The organism is Streptomyces odontotermitis (assembly GCF_050510915.1).
GTDB lineage: Bacteria > Actinomycetota > Actinomycetes > Streptomycetales > Streptomycetaceae > Streptomyces.
In genome coordinates this window covers 583,007-600,357 of the sequence record NZ_JBNJLS010000003.1, presented here as the reverse complement: position 1 = coordinate 600,357, position 17,351 = coordinate 583,007, and the positions used below count along the sequence as shown (strand labels likewise).

General features: G+C 71.4%; 13 protein-coding genes. 8 read left to right on the top strand and 5 right to left on the bottom strand.

Annotated elements, in window-relative coordinates:
* Positions 1 to 24: 24 nt before the first annotated feature.
* The gene (gene cofD / locus ACQB60_RS13405) at positions 25 to 990 is read left to right on the top strand and encodes a 2-phospho-L-lactate transferase (protein WP_496926141.1); all 966 of its coding nucleotides are present in this window, start codon (positions 25 to 27) and stop codon (positions 988 to 990) included.
* On the top strand, positions 987 to 2,312 hold the full coding sequence (locus ACQB60_RS13400) for a coenzyme F420-0:L-glutamate ligase (RefSeq protein ID WP_496926140.1): 1,326 nt from the start codon (positions 987 to 989) through the stop codon (positions 2,310 to 2,312). Before cofD ends, ACQB60_RS13400 begins: the two co-directional genes overlap by 4 nt.
* Before the next feature lie 70 nt (positions 2,313 to 2,382).
* Here ACQB60_RS13400 and ACQB60_RS13395 read toward each other — a convergent pair whose 3' ends face one another.
* The 3 genes from ACQB60_RS13395 to ACQB60_RS13385 all read right to left on the bottom strand — a co-directional run bounded on the left by ACQB60_RS13395 (position 2,383) and on the right by ACQB60_RS13385 (position 6,143).
* Positions 2,383 to 3,399, bottom strand: a complete 1,017-nt coding sequence (locus ACQB60_RS13395) for a DNA-3-methyladenine glycosylase family protein (RefSeq protein ID WP_496926139.1) — start codon at positions 3,397 to 3,399, stop codon at positions 2,383 to 2,385.
* Between the two features lie 185 nt (positions 3,400 to 3,584).
* A complete protein-coding gene (manB, locus tag ACQB60_RS13390; RefSeq protein WP_496926138.1) occupies positions 3,585 to 4,667 on the bottom strand; it encodes a mannose-1-phosphate guanylyltransferase in 1,083 nt (360 codons plus the stop codon).
* A gap of 96 nt (positions 4,668 to 4,763) precedes the next feature.
* Positions 4,764 to 6,143 (bottom strand): peptidoglycan recognition protein family protein, encoded by a 1,380-nt coding sequence (locus ACQB60_RS13385; RefSeq protein ID WP_496926137.1) that lies wholly within the window; start codon positions 6,141 to 6,143, stop codon positions 4,764 to 4,766.
* A gap of 138 nt (positions 6,144 to 6,281) precedes the next feature.
* Between ACQB60_RS13385 and ACQB60_RS13380 the strand changes: the two genes are divergently transcribed.
* The 4 genes from ACQB60_RS13380 (at position 6,282) to ACQB60_RS13365 (ending at position 12,547) form a co-directional block, all read left to right on the top strand.
* Positions 6,282 to 7,037, top strand: coding sequence for a TIGR03089 family protein (locus tag ACQB60_RS13380; RefSeq protein ID WP_496926136.1), 756 nt, complete (start codon positions 6,282 to 6,284; stop codon positions 7,035 to 7,037).
* A 297-nt stretch (positions 7,038 to 7,334) separates the two neighbouring features.
* On the top strand, positions 7,335 to 8,666 hold the full coding sequence (locus ACQB60_RS13375; protein WP_496926135.1) for an LCP family protein: 1,332 nt from the start codon (positions 7,335 to 7,337) through the stop codon (positions 8,664 to 8,666).
* 241 nt (positions 8,667 to 8,907) lie between these two features.
* Complete coding sequence (locus tag ACQB60_RS13370) at positions 8,908 to 10,668, top strand: LCP family protein (protein ID WP_496926134.1); 1,761 nt, start codon at positions 8,908 to 8,910, stop codon at positions 10,666 to 10,668.
* Between the two features lie 76 nt (positions 10,669 to 10,744).
* The gene (locus ACQB60_RS13365) at positions 10,745 to 12,547 is read left to right on the top strand and encodes an LCP family protein (protein WP_496926133.1); all 1,803 of its coding nucleotides are present in this window, start codon (positions 10,745 to 10,747) and stop codon (positions 12,545 to 12,547) included.
* 39 nt (positions 12,548 to 12,586) lie between these two features.
* Here ACQB60_RS13365 and ACQB60_RS13360 read toward each other — a convergent pair whose 3' ends face one another.
* Positions 12,587 to 13,615 carry a glycosyltransferase family 2 protein gene (locus tag ACQB60_RS13360; RefSeq protein ID WP_496926132.1) on the bottom strand — a complete coding sequence of 343 codons (1,029 nt, stop codon included), beginning with the start codon at positions 13,613 to 13,615 and terminating at the stop codon, positions 12,587 to 12,589.
* A 130-nt stretch (positions 13,616 to 13,745) separates the two neighbouring features.
* Here ACQB60_RS13360 and ACQB60_RS13355 point away from each other — a divergent pair, with 130 nt between their 5' ends.
* The gene (locus tag ACQB60_RS13355; protein WP_496926131.1) at positions 13,746 to 15,236 is read left to right on the top strand and encodes an LCP family protein; all 1,491 of its coding nucleotides are present in this window, start codon (positions 13,746 to 13,748) and stop codon (positions 15,234 to 15,236) included.
* A gap of 18 nt (positions 15,237 to 15,254) precedes the next feature.
* On the opposite strand, the gene ACQB60_RS13350 is transcribed toward ACQB60_RS13355, so the two are convergent.
* Positions 15,255 to 15,803: an acyl-CoA thioesterase gene (locus ACQB60_RS13350; protein WP_384840287.1), complete on the bottom strand. Its 549-nt coding sequence runs from the start codon at positions 15,801 to 15,803 to the stop codon at positions 15,255 to 15,257.
* A gap of 130 nt (positions 15,804 to 15,933) precedes the next feature.
* Between ACQB60_RS13350 and ACQB60_RS13345 the strand changes: the two genes are divergently transcribed.
* Complete coding sequence (locus ACQB60_RS13345; protein WP_496926130.1) at positions 15,934 to 17,280, top strand: LCP family protein; 1,347 nt, start codon at positions 15,934 to 15,936, stop codon at positions 17,278 to 17,280.
* Positions 17,281 to 17,351 lie beyond the last annotated feature (71 nt).

The window sequence follows — 17,351 nt, the reverse complement described above, 5'->3', positions numbered from 1 at the left end:
TACCCGCCTGCAATGCTTGGGCGCATGCGCATTGTGGTTCTGGCCGGCGGCATCGGCGGCGCCCGTTTCCTGCGGGGACTCAAGAAGGCCGCCCCCGACGCGGCGATCACGGTCATCGGCAACACCGGTGACGACATCCACCTGTTCGGCCTGAAGGTCTGTCCCGATCTCGACACCGTGATGTACACCCTCGGCGGCGGCATCAACGAGGAGCAGGGCTGGGGGCGTACGGACGAGACGTTCAAGGTCAAGGAAGAGCTCGCGGCCTACGGAGTGGGGCCCGAGTGGTTCGGGCTCGGCGACCGGGACTTCGCCACCCACATCGTGCGGACGCAGATGCTGAGCGCCGGATATCCGCTCAGCGCCGTCACGGAGGCGCTGTGCGAGCGCTGGCAGCCCGGGGTGCGGCTCATCCCGATGTCGGACGACCGGGTCGAGACGCATGTGGCGGTCGACGTGGACGGCGAGCAGAAGGCCGTGCACTTCCAGGAGTACTGGGTGCGGATGCGCGCCTCCGTCCCGGCCCACGCCGTGGTGCCGGTGGGCGCGGACCAGGCGAAGCCCGCGCCGGGCGTCCTGGAGGCCATCGCCGAGGCCGACGTCATCCTCTTCCCGCCGTCCAACCCCGTGGTGAGCGTGGGCACCATCCTCGCGGTGCCCGGCATAAGGGAGGCCATCGCGGAGGCCGGGGTGCCCGTCGTCGGGCTCTCCCCCATCGTCGGGGACGCGCCCGTGCGCGGCATGGCCGACAAGGTCCTGGAGGCCGTCGGGGTCGAGGCGACGGCCGCCGCGGTCGCCGAGCACTACGGGAGCGGGCTCCTGGACGGCTGGCTCGTCGACACCGTGGACGCCGGTTCCGTGGAGCGGATCGAGTCGGCGGGCATCCGGTGCCGCGCCATCCCGCTGATGATGACGGACCCCGAGGAAGGCACCGCCGCGGCGGCCATGGCCCGCGAGGCCCTCGCGCTCGCGGCGGAGGTCCGCGCGTGAGAGCCGCCCCCTCGGAGTCGTACCGCGTCTGGGCCGTGCCGGGGCTCCCCGAGGTCCGGCAGGGCGACGACCTCGCCAAGCTGATCGCGGCCGCCGAGCCGTCCCTCGCGGACGGGGACGTCGTCCTCGTCACCTCGAAGATCGTCAGCAAGGCCGAGGGTCGCGTCGTCGAGGCGAGCGACCGGGAGGCGGCCATCGACGCCGAGACCGTGCGGGTCGTGGCGCGCCGCGGGCCCCTCCGTATCGTCGAGAACCGGCAGGGGCTCGTGATGGCCGCGGCCGGAGTCGACGCCTCCAACACCCCTGCGGGGACGGTGCTGTTGCTTCCGGAGGACGCGGACGCCTCCGCGCGCGCGGTGCGGGCCGGGCTGCGCGATGCCCTGGGTGTCGACGTCGGTGTCCTCATCACCGACACCTTCGGGCGGCCCTGGCGCAACGGCCTCACCGACGTCGCCATCGGGGCGGCGGGCGTCCGGGTCCTCGACGACCTGCGGGGCGGCTTCGACGCGTACGGGAATCCGCTGAGCGCCACCGTCGTCGCCACCGCCGACGAGCTGGCCGCGGCGGGTGACCTGGTCAAGGGCAAGGCCGCGGGGCTGCCGGTGGCGGTGGTGCGGGGGCTCGCCCACGTCGTGGACGGCGGCTTCGAGGAAGAGCTCGAGGACGAGGGGGCGCGGGCCATGGTGCGGGACGCGCGCGACGACATGTTCCGGCTCGGCACGTCGGAGGCCGTCCGGGAGGCGGTCACCCAGCGGCGCACGGTGCGGGAGTTCACCGACGAGCCGGTGGACCCGGGAGCGGTGCGCCGGGCCGTCGCGCTCGCGGTGACGGCGCCCGCGCCGCACCACACCACTCCGTGGCGCTTCGTGCTCCTCGAGTCCGAGGAGTCGCGGACGCGGCTGCTCGACGCCATGCGGGACGCCTGGATCGCCGACCTGCGGCGCGACGGCAAGAGCGAGGAGTCCATCGCGAAGCGGGTGCGGCGCGGGGACGTGCTGCGCAACGCGCCCTACCTGGTGGTGCCCTGTCTGGTGGCGGACGGCGCGCACACGTACGGGGACGCGCGGCGGGACGGCGCCGAGCGGGAGATGTTCGTGGTCGCGGCGGGCGCCGGGGTGCAGAACTTCCTGGTGGGGCTCGCCGGGGAGCGGCTCGGCTCCGCGTGGGTGTCGTCGACGATGTTCTGCGCGGACGTCGTACGGGAGGTCCTCGGGCTGCCCGCGGACTGGGACCCGATGGGGGCGGTGGCCGTGGGGCATGCGGCGGTGGCGCCGAAGGAGCGGGCCGCGCGCGCGGCTGAGGACTTCATCGAGGTTCGGTAGCCCCCCCCGGGGGGGAGCGGCGAGTCCGTCCCCTTGCCCGGGGCGGTCCGTCGTTCCGGGGCGGTCTTCCTCAGAGGCGTGCGATGTCGCCTCTCGGCATGCGTGGCTCGCGGCGCGGTGGGGTGCGGCCGCTGAGGAGGATCAGGCGGGCCGCGCGGTGCCGCTGGCCCTCGTACGGGGAGAGCAGCTCCAGCATCGCCGCGTCGTCCGCCGTGCGGTCGTTCGCGAGGGCGTAGCCGATGATGCCCGGGAGGTGGAGGTCGCCGACCGTCACCGCATCGGGGGCTCCGTTGCTGCGCTGGACGGTCTCGGCGGAGGTCCAGGGGCCGATGCCGGGGATCAGTTCGAGGCGGGCCTGGGCGTCGGCGGGCGTCATGGCCGCCGCCTCCTCCATGCGGCGGGCCACCTTGACCGCGCGCAGGATCGTCGACGCGCGCTTGTTGTCGACGCCCGCGCGGTGCCACTCCCAGGACGGGATCAGGGACCAGGTGCGGGGCTCCGGCATCACGTGCATCGGAGCCTTGAAGGGCCACGTCTTCGGGCCGGGGGCCGGTTCGCCGTACGTGCGGACCAAGAGGCGCCAGGCGCGGTACGCCTCGTCCGTCGTGACCTTCTGCTCCAGGATCGACGGGATCAGGGATTCCAGGACCAAGCCGGTGCGGGTGAGGCGGAGGCCGGGGCGGTGGTGTTCGGTGACGGCCACGAGGCGGTGGCGGGGGGTGAAGGCCGCCGGGTCGTCCGACGCGCCGAGGAGGGCGGGGAGTTGGGAGAGGAGCCAGTCCGCTCCCTCGCCCCATGCCTCGGCCCGGGCGGTGGCGGTGCTCCGGTGGACGGCCACGCGGAGGGTGCCCGGGCCCTCGGGGGTGCGGGTCGCCCGCCAGACCGAGCCGTCCTGGGCGGTGCGGAAGGTGGGGTCGGCGGGGCCGCGGCGGAGGGGGCCGAGGGTGAGGCCCAGGTCCAGGGGGTAAGGGGGTTTCCACTCGCGGGTGCGGCCTGTTGTGGGCTGGTGTGGCACGCCGTGCGGGACCGCTGTTTCGCCGCCTCGCACCGTGGTGCGGGTGGGGTGGGGGGCGAAGCGGGAGGACATGGGGTTGAGGGTACGGGGGTTCTTTTCCCCGATCCCGCCCCTTCCCGAAACCCGCCGCTCCGCGGCCCTGGGGCGGCCTCCTCATGGGGCTTCGCCCCTTGCCCCGTATCGGCGCTGAACGCGCCTCGTCCTCGAACTCCCCCAAGCTCTCAAGGAGCAGGGGGACCCCCTTGACGGGCTGGAATTCACTGGTCCGACGAGAAGCGCACCGCGCCCGACGGGAGGCTTGCGTCGCACCAGACTCTGACGCCGTCGCGGAGTTCGTTGTCCTCGCCGATCGTGGCCCGGTCGCCGATCACCGCGCCCGTCAGGACCGAGCGGGCGCCGATCCGCGCGCCCGTGCCCACCAGTGAGTCCGTCACCACCGCGCCCGGCTCGATCACCGCGTCCGCCAGGACCGTGCTGCCGTCCACGCGGGCGCCCTCGCCCACCACCGCGCCCGCGCCGACCACCGTGCCGCCGGTGAGCTTGGCGTCCGTGGCGACCTGCGCCGAGGGGAGCACCAGCTGGTCGCCGCAGCGGCCGGGGACCGCGGGGGACGGGGCGCGGCCGAGGACCAGGTCCGCCGAACCGCGGACGAATGCCTGCGGGGTGCCCAGGTCCAGCCAGTACGTGGAGTCCACCATGCCCTGGAGGTGGGCGCCGGAGGCGAGGAGGGAGGGGAACGTCTCCCGTTCGACCGAGACGGGGCGGCCCTCGGGGATCGTGTCGATGACCGAGCGGCGGAAAACGTACGCGCCCGCGTTGATCTGGTCGGTGACGATCTCCTCGGGCGTCTGGGGCTTCTCCAGGAAGGCCGTCACCCTGCCCGTCCCGTCCGTGGGGACAAGACCGTACGCGCGCGGGTCGTCGACCTTCGTGAGGTGCAGCGAGACGTCGGCGCCCGTGGACTGGTGCGTGGCCACCAGGGCGCGGATGTCGAGGCCCGTGAGGATGTCGCCGTTGAAGATCAGGACCGGGTCGTCGGGGCCCGAGTGGAGGCGGGAGGCCACGTTCCGGATCGCGCCGCCGGTGCCGAGGGGCTCGGTCTCCGTGACGTACTCGAGGTGGAGGCCCAGGGCGGAGCCGTCGCCGAAGTACGGCTCGAAGACCTCGGCCAGGTAGGACGTGGCGAGGACGATGTGGTCCACGCCCGCCGCCTTCGCCCGGGCCAGCTGGTGGGTGAGGAACGGGACGCCCGCCGCGGGCACCATGGGCTTGGGGGTGTGCACCGTGAGCGGACGGAGCCTGGTGCCCTTGCCGCCGACCAGGAGGATCGCTTCAGTCACCTGTCGTCTCTGCTTCCTGCTGGGGCCGGCCGAATTTGCGTTTCGGCCGGCCAGTGTATGCAGATGGGAGTGCAGATCGTGCGGTGCGACCTGGTCCTAGCGGCCCTGGAAGCGGGCCGAGGTGGACCGGGCCTTGCCGAGCTTGTTGTACAGGCGGCCGCCCGGACATTCAGTGGCGAACCCGTCCCGATGGCCTGAAATCACATGGAGCCGGACGTTCGTGCCCTTCTTGTAGAGGTTGCCGCCGCCCGACGTCAGGTAGGTCGTGCCGCGCGGATTCGCGCCGTACAGGCCGAGCTTCCAGGCGGCCAGGCGGGCCACGGCGTTCACCGCCGCCTTGGGGGGATTGGCGTTGTTGTAGGTGCCGAGGACGGCGATGCCCATGCTGTTGGCGTTGAAACCGAGAGTGTGGGCGCCGAGGACCGGCTTGGCCACACCTCCGGCACGCCCTTCGTAGATGTTCCCGCACCGGTCGACGGCGAAGTTGTAGCCGAAGTCCCGCCAGCCGCTGCTCTTGACGTGATAGCGGTAAATACTGCGCAGGACGGAGGGCGACTGGGCACAGCTGTAGCCGTTTCCGGACGCGCTGTGGTGCACGAAGGCCGCCTTCACGCTCTTCGTGTACGCGAAGTCCTTCTCCCGCAGCTTCTCGTCGGCGCCCCAGCCGCGGCGCGTGATGATGCGCGGGCGCGGGCCTACGTAGGGCCTGGCCTTGCCGACCACCTCGGCGCCGCCACGGGCCGCGATCAGGTCGCCCTCGGTCTCCTGCTTGCTCAGCGCCGGGATGACGGTGGCGTCCAGCGGGGCGAGGTCGGCGTTGACGGCGGCGGACGCGGCGGCCTGCGCGGTGAGGGCGGCACGCGGGCCGTCGGCGAGGGCGCCCTGCGGCGGGGGCTCGTCGCCGGGGTCGACGAGTTCGAGGCGGAGGCCCTTGGGGAGCGGAGGCTGGGCGTCCGGCTGCCCCGCCCGTACGTTGTCGGCCTGGTTCGCCGCCGCGCTCCCCTCCTCCGCCCGTACGCGGATCTCCACGCCGTCCGAGTCCCCGACCCACAGCGGGGCCGTGGAGCCGCGCACCTTGCCGGTGGCGCGCTCGGCCGTGTCGAGGTCGGCGGCGTGCTCGTGGTTGTGCGTCTCGACGTCCTGCCAGGCGGACCAGGTCGTCGTGCCGGTCGCGCGGGTGCGGACCTGGACGCGGCCGCGCAGTTCGGCGTCCGGGTTGTCCCATACGACGCCCACCAGGGAGAAGGGCTGGACGTCGCGCCGGGGCAGGCCCTGTTCGCCGCCCTGGACGAGGGAGCGGTCGGAGCCGAGCGGGGCGAGCGGGAGGGACTGGGTGGAGCCGGGGACCGACTCGGCGGCAGGGGACGCGGGCGCCGTGGCGCGCGCCGCCGCCGGCGTCGCCGGCAGGGCGAGGGGCAGGGCCAGGGCCGCGGCCGCGCAGGTGACACCGATCGAGGAAGCAAGGAATCCACGCATGCATCTGATCGTCGGCATACCGGTACATATCTGTCCATTGGGGATTTGACGGATCGTCGGGTGGCTTCCGCCGATCCGGTGGCGCCAACTCCCCCGCCCCGCCCGGGCGCCGCGCCGCCCCCGCGTACCCTTGCCCGCGTGAACGCCAACGACCGCACCCCTGCCGACCTGCTGCGATCCGCGCTCGCCGCGGACCCGGGGCGTCCCCTCGTCACCTTCTACGACGACGCCACGGGCGAGCGCGTCGAATTGTCGGTGGCCACCTTCGCCAATTGGGTGGCCAAGACGGCCAATCTGCTCCAGGGCGACCTCGCCGCCGAGCCCGGCGACCGGCTCGCGCTGCTGCTGCCCGCGCACTGGCAGACGGCGGTGTGGCTGCTCGCCTGTTCGTCGGTGGGCGTGGTCGCCGAGGTGGGCGGCGATCCGGCCGGGGCGGACCTCGTGGTCAGCGGGCCCGACTCGCTCGACGCCGCGCGCGCGTGCTCCGGGGAGCGGGTGGCGCTGGCGCTGCGCCCGCTCGGGGGCCGCTTCCCGCAGCCGCCGGAGGGGTTCGTGGACTACGCGGTGGAGGTGCCGGGGCAGGGCGACCGGTTCGTGGCGTACGCGCCGGTGGACCCCGATGAGCCCGCGTTGGCCGTCGCCGGCCTGGAGCTCACCGGGGCCGGACTGGTCCAGCGCGCCCGCTCGGACGCGGAGGCGATCGAGGTCGCCGGGCCGGGGTCCCGGGTGCTGTCCGGACTCTCGTACGGGAACTGGGAGGGGCTCAGCGGCGGGCTGTACGCACCTCTGGCCGCGGGCTCCTCGGTCGTGCTGTGCCGGAATCTCGGGGAGCTGTCCGAGGAGGGGCTGGCGAAGCGGGTCGCCGAGGAGAAGGTCACGGTCACGCTTCGCTAGGGGGCCGGTTTTTGCGCAGTTCCCCGCGCCCCTTTTAGAGGTCGGTTCTTCGCCTGCGGGTTCGCCGTGGGCTGGTCGCGCGGTTACCCGCGCCCCTTATCGGGTCGGTTCTTCGGCTGCGGGTCTGATGTGGCTGGTCGCGCAGTTCCCCGCGCCCCTGAAAGCTCCGCCTCTCACGGAGCCTCTCCCCCGTTCGGCCCACCCTCTCCCCCGGCCCGCAGGCCCCCCGCGCCTCCTCGGTCCATGGTCGTAAGAGCGCACCATGCACCGACGTCGCGATGAGGGGTGGACGCACGCGTGACCGAGACACCTGAGCCGGAGGGCGTACCCGGGCCGGAGGGCGCCGGGCCGACCCTGGGGCCCGGCGTCGGGGCCAGTCCCTCCGGCGTCGGGGTGGCCCGGCGGCGCAAGCGGCGGTGGCTGCGGTGGGGGGCGGTGGGGCTCTCGGTGCTCGTGCTCGCGGCCGGGGGCACCGGCTGGGCGGTGTACGAGAAGCTCAACGGCAACATCACCAAGGACATGGACGCGGCCGCCGAGTTGGCGCGCTACGAGAAGGAGCGGCCCACCCCGCTGGTGCACGACGCGCAGAACATCCTGCTCATCGGTTCCGACACCCGGGCGGGACAGGGGAATCGGAAGTACGGGCAGGACGCGGGCACCCAGCGGTCGGACACCACGATCCTGCTGCACCTCGCGGCCGACCGGCAGAGCGCGACCGCGGTCTCCATCCCGCGCGACCTGATGGTGGACATTCCGAGCTGCCGACAGCCCGACGGGTCCCGGACCAAGGCCCAATTCGCCCAGTTCAACTGGGCGTTCGAGTTCGGCGGCACCGCCTGCACGATCCGTACGGTGGAGAAGCTCACCCGGATCCGCGTCGACCACCACATGGTCGTGGACTTCGCGGGCTTCAAGGACATGGTGGACGCGGTGGACGGGGTGCAGGTCTGCCTGAAGGACCCCGTCGACGACCCGGACGCCCATGTGAAGATCGCCGCGGGCCGGCAGACCCTCGACGGGGAACAGGCACTCGGTTACGTACGCGCCCGGAAAAGCATCGGGAACGGCAGCGACACCGACCGCATGGACCGCCAGCAGGAGTTCCTCGGCGCCCTCGTCAACAAGGTGCGCAGCAATGACGTCCTGCTCAATCCCGCCAAGCTCTATCCGGTCCTCGACGCGGCGACTTCCTCGCTGACCACCGACCCGGGGCTCGCCAGCCTTCGCGGGCTGTACGAACTGGTGCGCGGCATGCGCAATATCCCTACAGAAGAGGTGCAGTTCCTCACCGTTCCCCGGCAGTCGTACACCTACGACGCCAATCGCGATGAACTCGTCGAGCCCGAGGCCGAACAGCTCTTCACCCGCCTGCGCACCGACTCCCCGGTCGAGGTCTCCCGGGCCGCACCCGAAGACGGAACCGGGCGCTCCGACCAGGCGGACTCCGGGCGCGAAACGTCCGAGGAGGGCTCCGGGGAAAGCCACGAGGAGTCGTACGAAGAGCCGTATGAGGACGAGGGATACGACGACGGATCCTGGAGCGACGAGAAGCCCGACGACCCCTCGCACACGCCGAGCCCCGCGCCCACATTCCGGGGCAATACGGCCGCCGGGTCGGGGTGCGAGTAATGGCCCGTGGGTAAAGCGATCCCCAACGCTCGGCACCGTTCGCCAAAGAAATAGGGCGGATTGCCCAGTTGTAGGGGAGTGGAATTTGTCACCGACGTCGTTCGGCGCTGAACTGGGCGGATAGTGTGAGCGATCCGGTGCGCCCGGCCGACGTGGCCGAGCGCCCTTGATGTACCAGACCGAGCGCCTTCTTTGAGGGGGGAAAGGCGCCGCGTGGCCCCGACGGAGGACGCAAACAACCGTGGACGCGCAAGGCCGTGGGCGGGCGGACAACATCGACCCCGCAGACCAGTGGGTGCTCAACCCGAACACCGGTGACTACGAACTGCGACTGAGCCCCTCCGCAGGGCAGTCGGGAGTCCCCGGCCCCCGTAGATCCTCCCCGCGCCAGGGCAGCAGCCGCGGCCGCCGCCCGGGACCCGAGGGCGGCAGCCGGGAGTACGGCGGCGGTCCGCGCGAGCCGCGCGACGGCCGGCGTGAGGTGCCGGGGCAGCGCAGGCGGCGGGCCCCGCAGCCGGAGATGGCCGGCGGGCGGCGCAAGCAGAGGCCGAAGAAGTCGAAGGCGAAGAAGGTGCTCGCGTGGACGGGCGGCTCGATCGCCTTCATCCTCGTCGCGGCCGTCGGGGGCGCCTACCTCTACTACCAGCACCTCAACGACAACATCACCGCGGTCGACGACGACGGCGCGGGCACCGGCGGCTTCAGCAAGGACCGGGCCATCAACATCCTGCTGGTCGGCACGGACAAGCGCAGCGGCAAGGGCAACGAGGGCTACGGCGACGCGGGCAGCGTCGGCCACGCGGACACGACGATCCTGCTGCACGTCTCCAAGGACCGCTCGAACGCGACCGCGCTGAGCATCCCGCGCGACATGATCGTCGACATCCCGGACTGCCCGACGAAGCAGGAAGACGGCAGCACGAAGGTCATCAAGGGCACCCCGAAGACCCGCTTCAACGAGAGCCTCGGGCAGAGCAACCGCACGCCGAGCTGCACGATGCGCACGGTCACCGAGATCACCGGGATAAAGCTCGACCACTTCATGGTGGCCGACTTCAACGCGGTCAAGACGATGTCCAGCGCGGTCGGCGGCGTGCCGATCTGTCTCGCCAAGGACATCGACGACCCGGACTCGCACCTCAAGCTGCCCGCGGGCAAGCACGAGGTGGAGGGCGAGGAGGCGCTCGCCTTCGTGCGGACGCGCCACTCCGTGGGCACCGGCGGCGACTTGAGCCGCATCGAGCTGCAGCAGCAGTTCCTCAGCTCGCTGATGCGCAAGCTGAAGTCGAACGACACACTGACCAGCCCGACGAAGATGATAAAGCTGGCCGAATCGGGCACGAAGGCGCTCACCGTCGACTCCAAGATCGCGGACATAAAGAAGCTCCGCGACCTCGGCATGGAGCTCGGCAAGTTCGACATGAAGAACCTGAGCTTCGCCACCACGCCGGTCATCGACAACCCGGCCGAGAAGGTCCACACCACGGTCGTGCTCAACCAGGCCAAGGCGGACCAGCTGTTCGGGATGATGCGCGACGACGTCTCGCTGACCGACGTGAAGAAGAAGCAGAAGAAGGAGAAGGCCGCGATCGCCGCCCGGCTCAAGGGCTCCAAGTCCGCCGCCGGCGACGTCCGCGTCAACATCTACAACGGCAGCGGCAAGACGGGCGCAGCTCAGACAACTCTCACCTGGCTGCAGAACAATGAAGGCGTCATGAAGTCCAGCCAGTTGGGCAACGCGCCCAAGGACCTGGCGAAGACGACGCTCGAATACGCTCCGGACCAGGCGGACCAGGCACGGCGGCTCGCCGACATCATGGGGCTGCCCGGGTCCGCGATGAAGCCGGGCAAGAGCGAGAAGTCCGCACAGGGGCTGCCCGCGATGAAGCTGACGCTGGGCGGTGACTTCAAGGGCGCGGGGGTGCCCATCAGCTCCGCCAAGTCGAAGGCGCCGGAGGGGATCCAGAAGGTCGAGGCGGACAAGTCGGTGTGCGCCAAGTGACCTAAGGCGGTTGTTGTGCATCTAACAAGGTGCACAACAACCGCAGTTGACACCGTGGGGGCGGGGAGGGGCAGGGATGAGGCAAGGCAGTGTGCGTGGGGAGGACTCGCCGCCGGGCGGGTCGCACGACGGCACGGCCCGCGGCGCGGGCGAACACGGCTGGGACGACAGCCTGTACGGAGGCGCGGGCAGGGACGGGAGCGGGGCCGATGCACCCGCCGGGTCTCCCCCGTCCGGATCTCCGTCGGACGGCGCCGCTCCTGAGGGCGCCGCTCCGGAGGGCGGGGAGCCGCCGCAGGCCGCCGGGCGCCATCGGCACCGGCGCGGTGGCGGAGGCAAAGGCGGCAGCGGCAAGGGCGGCGCGGGTGCGCGGCCTCCGCGCCGAAAACGCCGCGTGCTGCGCTGGACGGCAACGGTCATAGCCGTACTGATACTTGGCACGGCCGGCGCCGGATATCTCTACTACCAGTACCTCAACGGCAAGATCCAGACGGACGACCTGAACCTCGGCGACCACCGGGCCCCCGAGGCCACGCCCAACGCCGCGGGCCAGACTCCGCTCAACATCCTGCTGATCGGCTCGGACTCCCGTAACACCAAGGAGAACCTGAAGCTCGGCGGCTCCAAGGAATCCGTCGGCGCACCACCCCTGGCCGACGTCCAGATGCTGCTCCACCTCTCGGCGGACCGCAGCAACATGTCGGTGATCAGCATGCCGCGCGACACGCTCCTGGACATCCCGAAGTGCACCGACCGGGACGACGGCAAGGTCTACCCGGCGAGCACCAAACTGACCATGACCAACGAGACCCTCGAACGCGGCGGTCCGGGCTGCACGGTGGCGACGTGGGAGAAGCTCACCAACATCCGCATCGACCACTTCCTCATGGTCGACTTCTCCGGCGTGGTGGACATGGCCGACGCGGTCGGCGGCGTCCCCGTCTGCGTCGACGCCAACATCTACTCCCACACCAGCAAGGGCAAGGGTTCCGGCCTGAAGCTGACGAAGGGCACCCACGACATCAAGGGCAAGCAGGCCCTGCAGTGGCTGCGCACCCGCTACGGCTTCGACGGCGGCACCGACATCTCCCGCGCCAAGGCCCAGCACATGTACATGAACGCGCTGGTGCGCAAGCTGCGCGAGAACACCGGCCTGTCCAGCCCGAACAAGCTCCGTAACCTCGCCGAGACGGCCATCGACGCCCTCAAGGTCGACAACGGCCTGGACAGCATCAAGAAGCTCTACGACCTCGGCAACGAGCTGAAGAAGGTGCCGCCGAAGCGCACCACGATGACGACCATGCCCTGGCAGTACGCGGTTTCGGACCACGACCGCGTCGAGCCGAAGCCCGGCGACGCGGAGCAGCTCTTCCGCCTGGTGCGCGAGGACATCGCGCTGGACGGCAAGGACAAGAAGAAGCCGAAGAAGTCCGCCGAGGAGAAGCTCTCCGACGACCCGGCGGCCCCGGACGCCCAGATCGCGGTGCAGGTCAGGAACGGGACCCGTACGGACTCCGAGGCCCCGGCCCCCGGCCGCGCGGGCGAGGTGACCCAGCTCCTCGTCGGCAAGGGCTTCACCCGTTCGACGTCGGACCCGACCGAGCCCCCGGCGCAGGGGAAGACGGTCATCAGCTACCCCAGCAAGGAGCTGGAGGGCGACGCCCAGCGGGTCGCCAAGTCCCTTGGTCTGCCGCTGAGTTCGGTGAAGAAGTCGACGGACGTCTCCGGGGTCACGCTGACCGTGGGCGCCGACTGGCGGGAGGGCGACACCCCGCCCAAGGCGGCCAAGAAGGACGACAAGACCCCGTCGTCGGCGGAGGCGATGAACGGCTCGGACAAGAAGCAGTGCATGCACGTCGACCCGAACTACACCTGGTAGTCCGGGCCGTCTCGTGGTGCCGGGCACGCCCGGCCGGACTCAGGCTTCGCTGAGGACGGCCGGGCGGCGCGAGGCGATGACCTTCTTCGTGAGCGAGCGCGGGCTGGTGAGGAAGCCCCAGCCCCACGACATGTGCATCGTCGCGAGCGCCACGGGGATCTGGAGGCGGGCCTTCAGCGGCAGCCCCTTGCCCGCGGGCACAGACCCGGCGGCGATGGCCGCGAGGTAGCCGCCCGGGATCACGAGGCCCCACGGGGTGAGGGCCGCGCCCACCACGACTCCGGCGGCGATGGCGCACACGGCGGTCGGCGGGGCGAGGTAGCGGAGGTTGATGGAGCCCTCGTGGTAGCGGGCGACGACGTGCCGCCAGCGGCCGTAGTCCTTGTACTGCTTGGCGAGGGCCTTCACGCTCGGCCGCGGCCGGTAGGAGACCTTCAGCTCGGGCGAGAACCAGATGAGACCGCCCGCCTCGCGGATGCGGAAGTTCAGCTCCCAGTCCTGGGCGCGGATGAACTCCTCGTTGTAGCCGCCCTGCTGCTCCAGGGCCTCGCGCCGGAAGACGCCCAGGTACACGGTCTCGGCCTGCTGGGCCTCGCCGCCCGTGTGGAAGGCGGCATTGCCCACGCCGATCTTCGAGGTCATGGCGGCGGCGACGGCCTGCTCCCAGGGGTTGGTGCCCTGGGCGTGCATGATGCCGCCGACGTTCATCGCGCCGGTCTCCTCCAGGAGGCGGACCGCGGTCGTGATGTAGCCCGGCGAGAGCGCGGCGTGGCCGTCCACACGCACCACGATCGGGTGACGCGATGCCTTGATGGCGGCGTTCAGCGCCGCGGGCGTACGCCCCGTGGGATTGGGGACCGTGTGCACCCGCGGGTCTTCCGCCACCAGCTCGGCGGCGATCTCGTCGGTGCGGTCGGTGGAGGGGCCGAGCGCGACCACGACCTCCATCTCGCCCGCGTACTCCTGCTGCAGGATCGCGTGCACGGCCTCGCGCAGGTGCCGCTCCTCGTTGAGGACGGGCATGATCACAGAGACGGCGGGAGGCTGCACCTCAGACTTGGCGTTCATCGTCGGTCACGTTACCGCGAACGGGGGACACGGGCGCGCGCCGCCCGGGTCGCTACCCCGGGCCGCATTTCGTATGGGCCTACGGTTCTCGCGTTCCCCAGGCCCGCTCCTCGCGGAGGTGTCCCCGAACGTGCCCACACCGCCCCGCTCCCCCGCCCACCCGCCGCGACGGCCGCAGCCCGCCCGCGGCGCGAACCGCACGCCCCGGCGCTCCGCCCGGCGGGGGAAGCGGCCCCGGTGGGCCATGCGGGTGGCGACCACGTTCTCCGTGGCGGTGCTCGCGGCCGCGGGCATCGGGCACGGGGTCGTCACCAGCCTCGACACCGGGATCAAGCGGGTCGACGCCTTCAAGGACATGAAGAACCGGCCCAAGGACGAGGACGGCAACGGCATGAACGTGCTGCTCGTCGGCACCGACGGCCGCGACAAGATCACTGACGAGGAGAAGGCGAAGTACCGCCTGGGCGGTGCCCCCTGCCACTGCACGGACACCCTGATGATCGTGCACATCTCCGAGGACCGGGACCGCGCCAGCGTCGTGAGCCTGCCCCGGGACTCGTACGCGGACCTGCCGCCGCACACCGACCAGACCACCGGCGAGAAGCACCACGAGCACCCGAACAAGATCAACGCGGCCTACGCGGAGGGCGGCCCCAGCCTCACCGTGCGCACCGTCGAGCACATGACCAAGGTCAAGATCGACCACTATCTGGAGGTCGACTTCACCAGCTTCATGAAGACGGTGGACGAGCTCGGCGGCGTGGAGGTCTGCACCGCGCGGCCCCTGAAGGACTCGCACACCGGGCTCGACCTGTCGGTGGGCACGCACGAGCTGAACGGCGGCGAGGCCCTCCAGTACGTCCGCTCGCGCTACGTCGACGGGGCCTCCGACATCGGGCGCATGCAGCGCCAGCAGCGGTTCCTCGCGGCGCTCATCGCCAAGGCGACCAGCGGCGGGGTGCTGTTGAATCCGGTCAAGTTCCGTGATGTGGCGCGCACGCTGCTCAGCTCGGTCCGCGCGGACGAGGGCTTCGGCTCCAGCGAGATCATCGCGCTCGGCCGGGCGATGCGGAGCTTCTCGCCCTCGTCGTCGGAGTTCACGACGGTGCCGCTCGCGCGGAAGGGCGAGACGCTGCCGGGCATCGGCTCGACCCTGAAGTGGGCCCCCGAGCGGTCCGAGAAGCTCTTCAAGGCGCTGCGCGAGGACCGTCCGCTCGCCGTGCACCGCGCCAGGCACAAGGCCGCGCTCGTGCCGGTGTCGCCGCAGCAGATCCGGGTGCAGGTGGACAACGGCGCGGGCAGCCCCGGCCTCGGCAAGCGCGTCGACCGGGCGCTGCGCACCACGGGCTTCAGGACGACGCGGGCGCCCGGGAGCGTGGCGGGCGCCAAGGAGAAGCCGCTGCGGCGCACCGTGGTGGCGTACGACCCGCGCTGGGACCGCTCGGCGAAGTCCCTGGCGACGGCGCTGCCCGGGTGCGAGATGCGGAAGGTCAAGGGCCAGGGCGCGACCCTGAAGGTGATCGCGGGCACCGACTTCAAGAAGGTGCGGCCGGTACGGGCGGAGGACGCCTACCAGGGCGAGTTCGGCGCCGTCACCGGGGACCAGGTCGTCTGCCCGTGAGGCGGTGGCGGCGGGGCCTCAGTCGTCGAGGCCCTCGGCCGCCCGGTTCATGCGGAGCTCCTTGATCGCGCGGCGGCGCGCGAGGCGGTGCGTGCGGCGGATCTGCGCCTCCTGGTAGCGGCGCCGGTCGCGCTCCGTCTCCGGCAGCACCGGGGGCACGGAGCGCGGCTTGCCGTCCGCGTCGACCGCCGCGAACACCAGGTACGCGGAGCCGACCTGCTGGGCGGGCGTCGACTCGTTCCAGCGCTCGGCGAGGACGCGGACGCCGACCTCCATGGAGGTCCGCCCGGTCCAGTTGACCTGGGCCTTCACATGCACGAGGTCGCCGACCCTGACCGGCTCCAGGAAGGCCATCTCGTCCATGGACGCGGTGACGGCCGGGCCGCCCGAGTGGCGTCCGGCGACGGCGCCCGCCGCGTCATCCACCAATTTCATGATCACTCCGCCGTGCACCGTTCCGAGGAGGTTGGTGTCGTTGTGGGTCATGATGTGGCTGAGTGTCGTGCGGGATGCCGAGGTCGGCTTGCCGGGAATCTCCGATTCCGTGGCCGGGGCCAGGTCTGTCATGCCCCCACCCTAAGTCCGCCGAATGTCCCGCCCCCCGCCCGGCGGCTTTGCATCAGCTCTGCAACAGCCGTGGCCCGAAATCCCAACCGGTCTTGTGGGGCTCCCGTCCCGGCACTGCACACTGGTCCACATGAGCGATTGGCCAGAGGCGTACGGCGAGGGCGACCGACGCGGGCGCGGATACGGGCGCGGCAGCAACAGCGCGCAGCCCGACGGCGCCCGCGTGATGCGGCACGTGCAGCGGTCCGCGCCGCCGCAGCAGGCGCCGGGCGGTGTCCCCTCCCAGCCCACGTACGACGACGGCCACGGCGGCGAGCGCTACGGCGACGCCCGCGACGACGTCTTCGAGCCCCGCGCCAGCGCGGAGCCCGGCTACGACAGCGGCTACAGCAACGGCCAGGTCTACGGCACGCCCCAGCACGGCGGGCGCGGGCCGGGCGGCCCCGGCGGTCCGGGTGACGGTTACACCGCGCCGCGGCCCGCGAAGCCCGCACCGAACTGGCGCAAGCGGATCAAGTGGGGCCTCATCACCTTCGTGGTGCTGCTCGTCGTGGTCTCCGTCTCCACGTACTTCTGGGCCGACTCCAAGCTGAAGCGCGAGGTCGACCTCTCCAAGGTCATCGAGCGGCCCGAGGGCGGGGCCGGCACGAACTACCTGATCGTGGGCTCCGACAGCCGCGAGGGCATGACCGCCGAGGACAAGAAGAAGCTCCACACGGGCTCCGCCGAGGGCAAGCGCACGGACTCGATGATGATCCTGCACGTCGCGGACGACGGCGGGAACACGATGATCTCGCTGCCCCGCGACTCGAACGTCACGGTGCCGTCCTTCAAGGGCGCCGAGTCCGGCAAGCTCTACCCCGCCCAGGGCCGCCAGACCAAGCTCAACGCCACGTACGCCGAGGACGGCCCCGAGCTGCTGGTCCGCACCGTCGAGGCCAACACGGGCCTGCGCATCGACCACTACGCGGAGATCGGCTTCGGCGGCTTCGCCAAGATCGTGGACGCGGTCGGCGGCGTCGAGATGGACATCCCCAAGGGCGGCATGAAGGACAAGAAGTCGGGAGCCGACTTCGACGAGGGCAAGCAGACCCTCAACGGAGAGCAGGCCCTCGCCTTCGTCCGCACCCGCTACGCCCTGCCCGGCAGCGACCTGGACCGCACCAAGAACCAGCAGAAGTTCCTCTCCGCCCTCGCCCACCAGGTGGCGACCCCGGGGACCGTCCTGAACCCCTTCAAGCTCTACCCGACGATGGGCGCGGGCCTGGACTCGCTGATCGTCGACAAGGACATGAGCCTGTGGGACGTCACCTCGATGTTCTGGGCGATGAAGGGCGTCTCGGGCGGTGACGGCACGTCCATGAACATGCCGATGTCCGGCTTCGCGAACGGCAACGTCGTGTGGGACAAGGCCAAGGTCAAGACGCTGGTGAACGAGCTGAACAACGACGAGAAGGTGACCGTCTCGGGCAAGTGAGCCGTCACGGTCGTACGTGAGTGGGGCCCCGCCGGGCGATCGGCGGGGCCCCACTCACGTACGACCGTCAC

Coding starts and splice junctions, on each gene's coding strand:
- ACQB60_RS13360 (WP_496926132.1), bottom strand. CDS start 13,615: ATGAACGCCAAGTCTGAGGTGCAGCCTCCCGCCGTCTCTGTGATCATG.
- ACQB60_RS13345 (WP_496926130.1), top strand. CDS start 15,934: ATGAGCGATTGGCCAGAGGCGTACGGCGAGGGCGACCGACGCGGGCGC.
- ACQB60_RS13395 (WP_496926139.1), bottom strand. CDS start 3,399: ATGTCCTCCCGCTTCGCCCCCCACCCCACCCGCACCACGGTGCGAGGC.
- ACQB60_RS13350 (WP_384840287.1), bottom strand. CDS start 15,803: ATGACAGACCTGGCCCCGGCCACGGAATCGGAGATTCCCGGCAAGCCG.
- cofD (WP_496926141.1), top strand. CDS start 25: ATGCGCATTGTGGTTCTGGCCGGCGGCATCGGCGGCGCCCGTTTCCTG.
- ACQB60_RS13385 (WP_496926137.1), bottom strand. CDS start 6,143: ATGCGTGGATTCCTTGCTTCCTCGATCGGTGTCACCTGCGCGGCCGCG.
- ACQB60_RS13365 (WP_496926133.1), top strand. CDS start 10,745: ATGAGGCAAGGCAGTGTGCGTGGGGAGGACTCGCCGCCGGGCGGGTCG.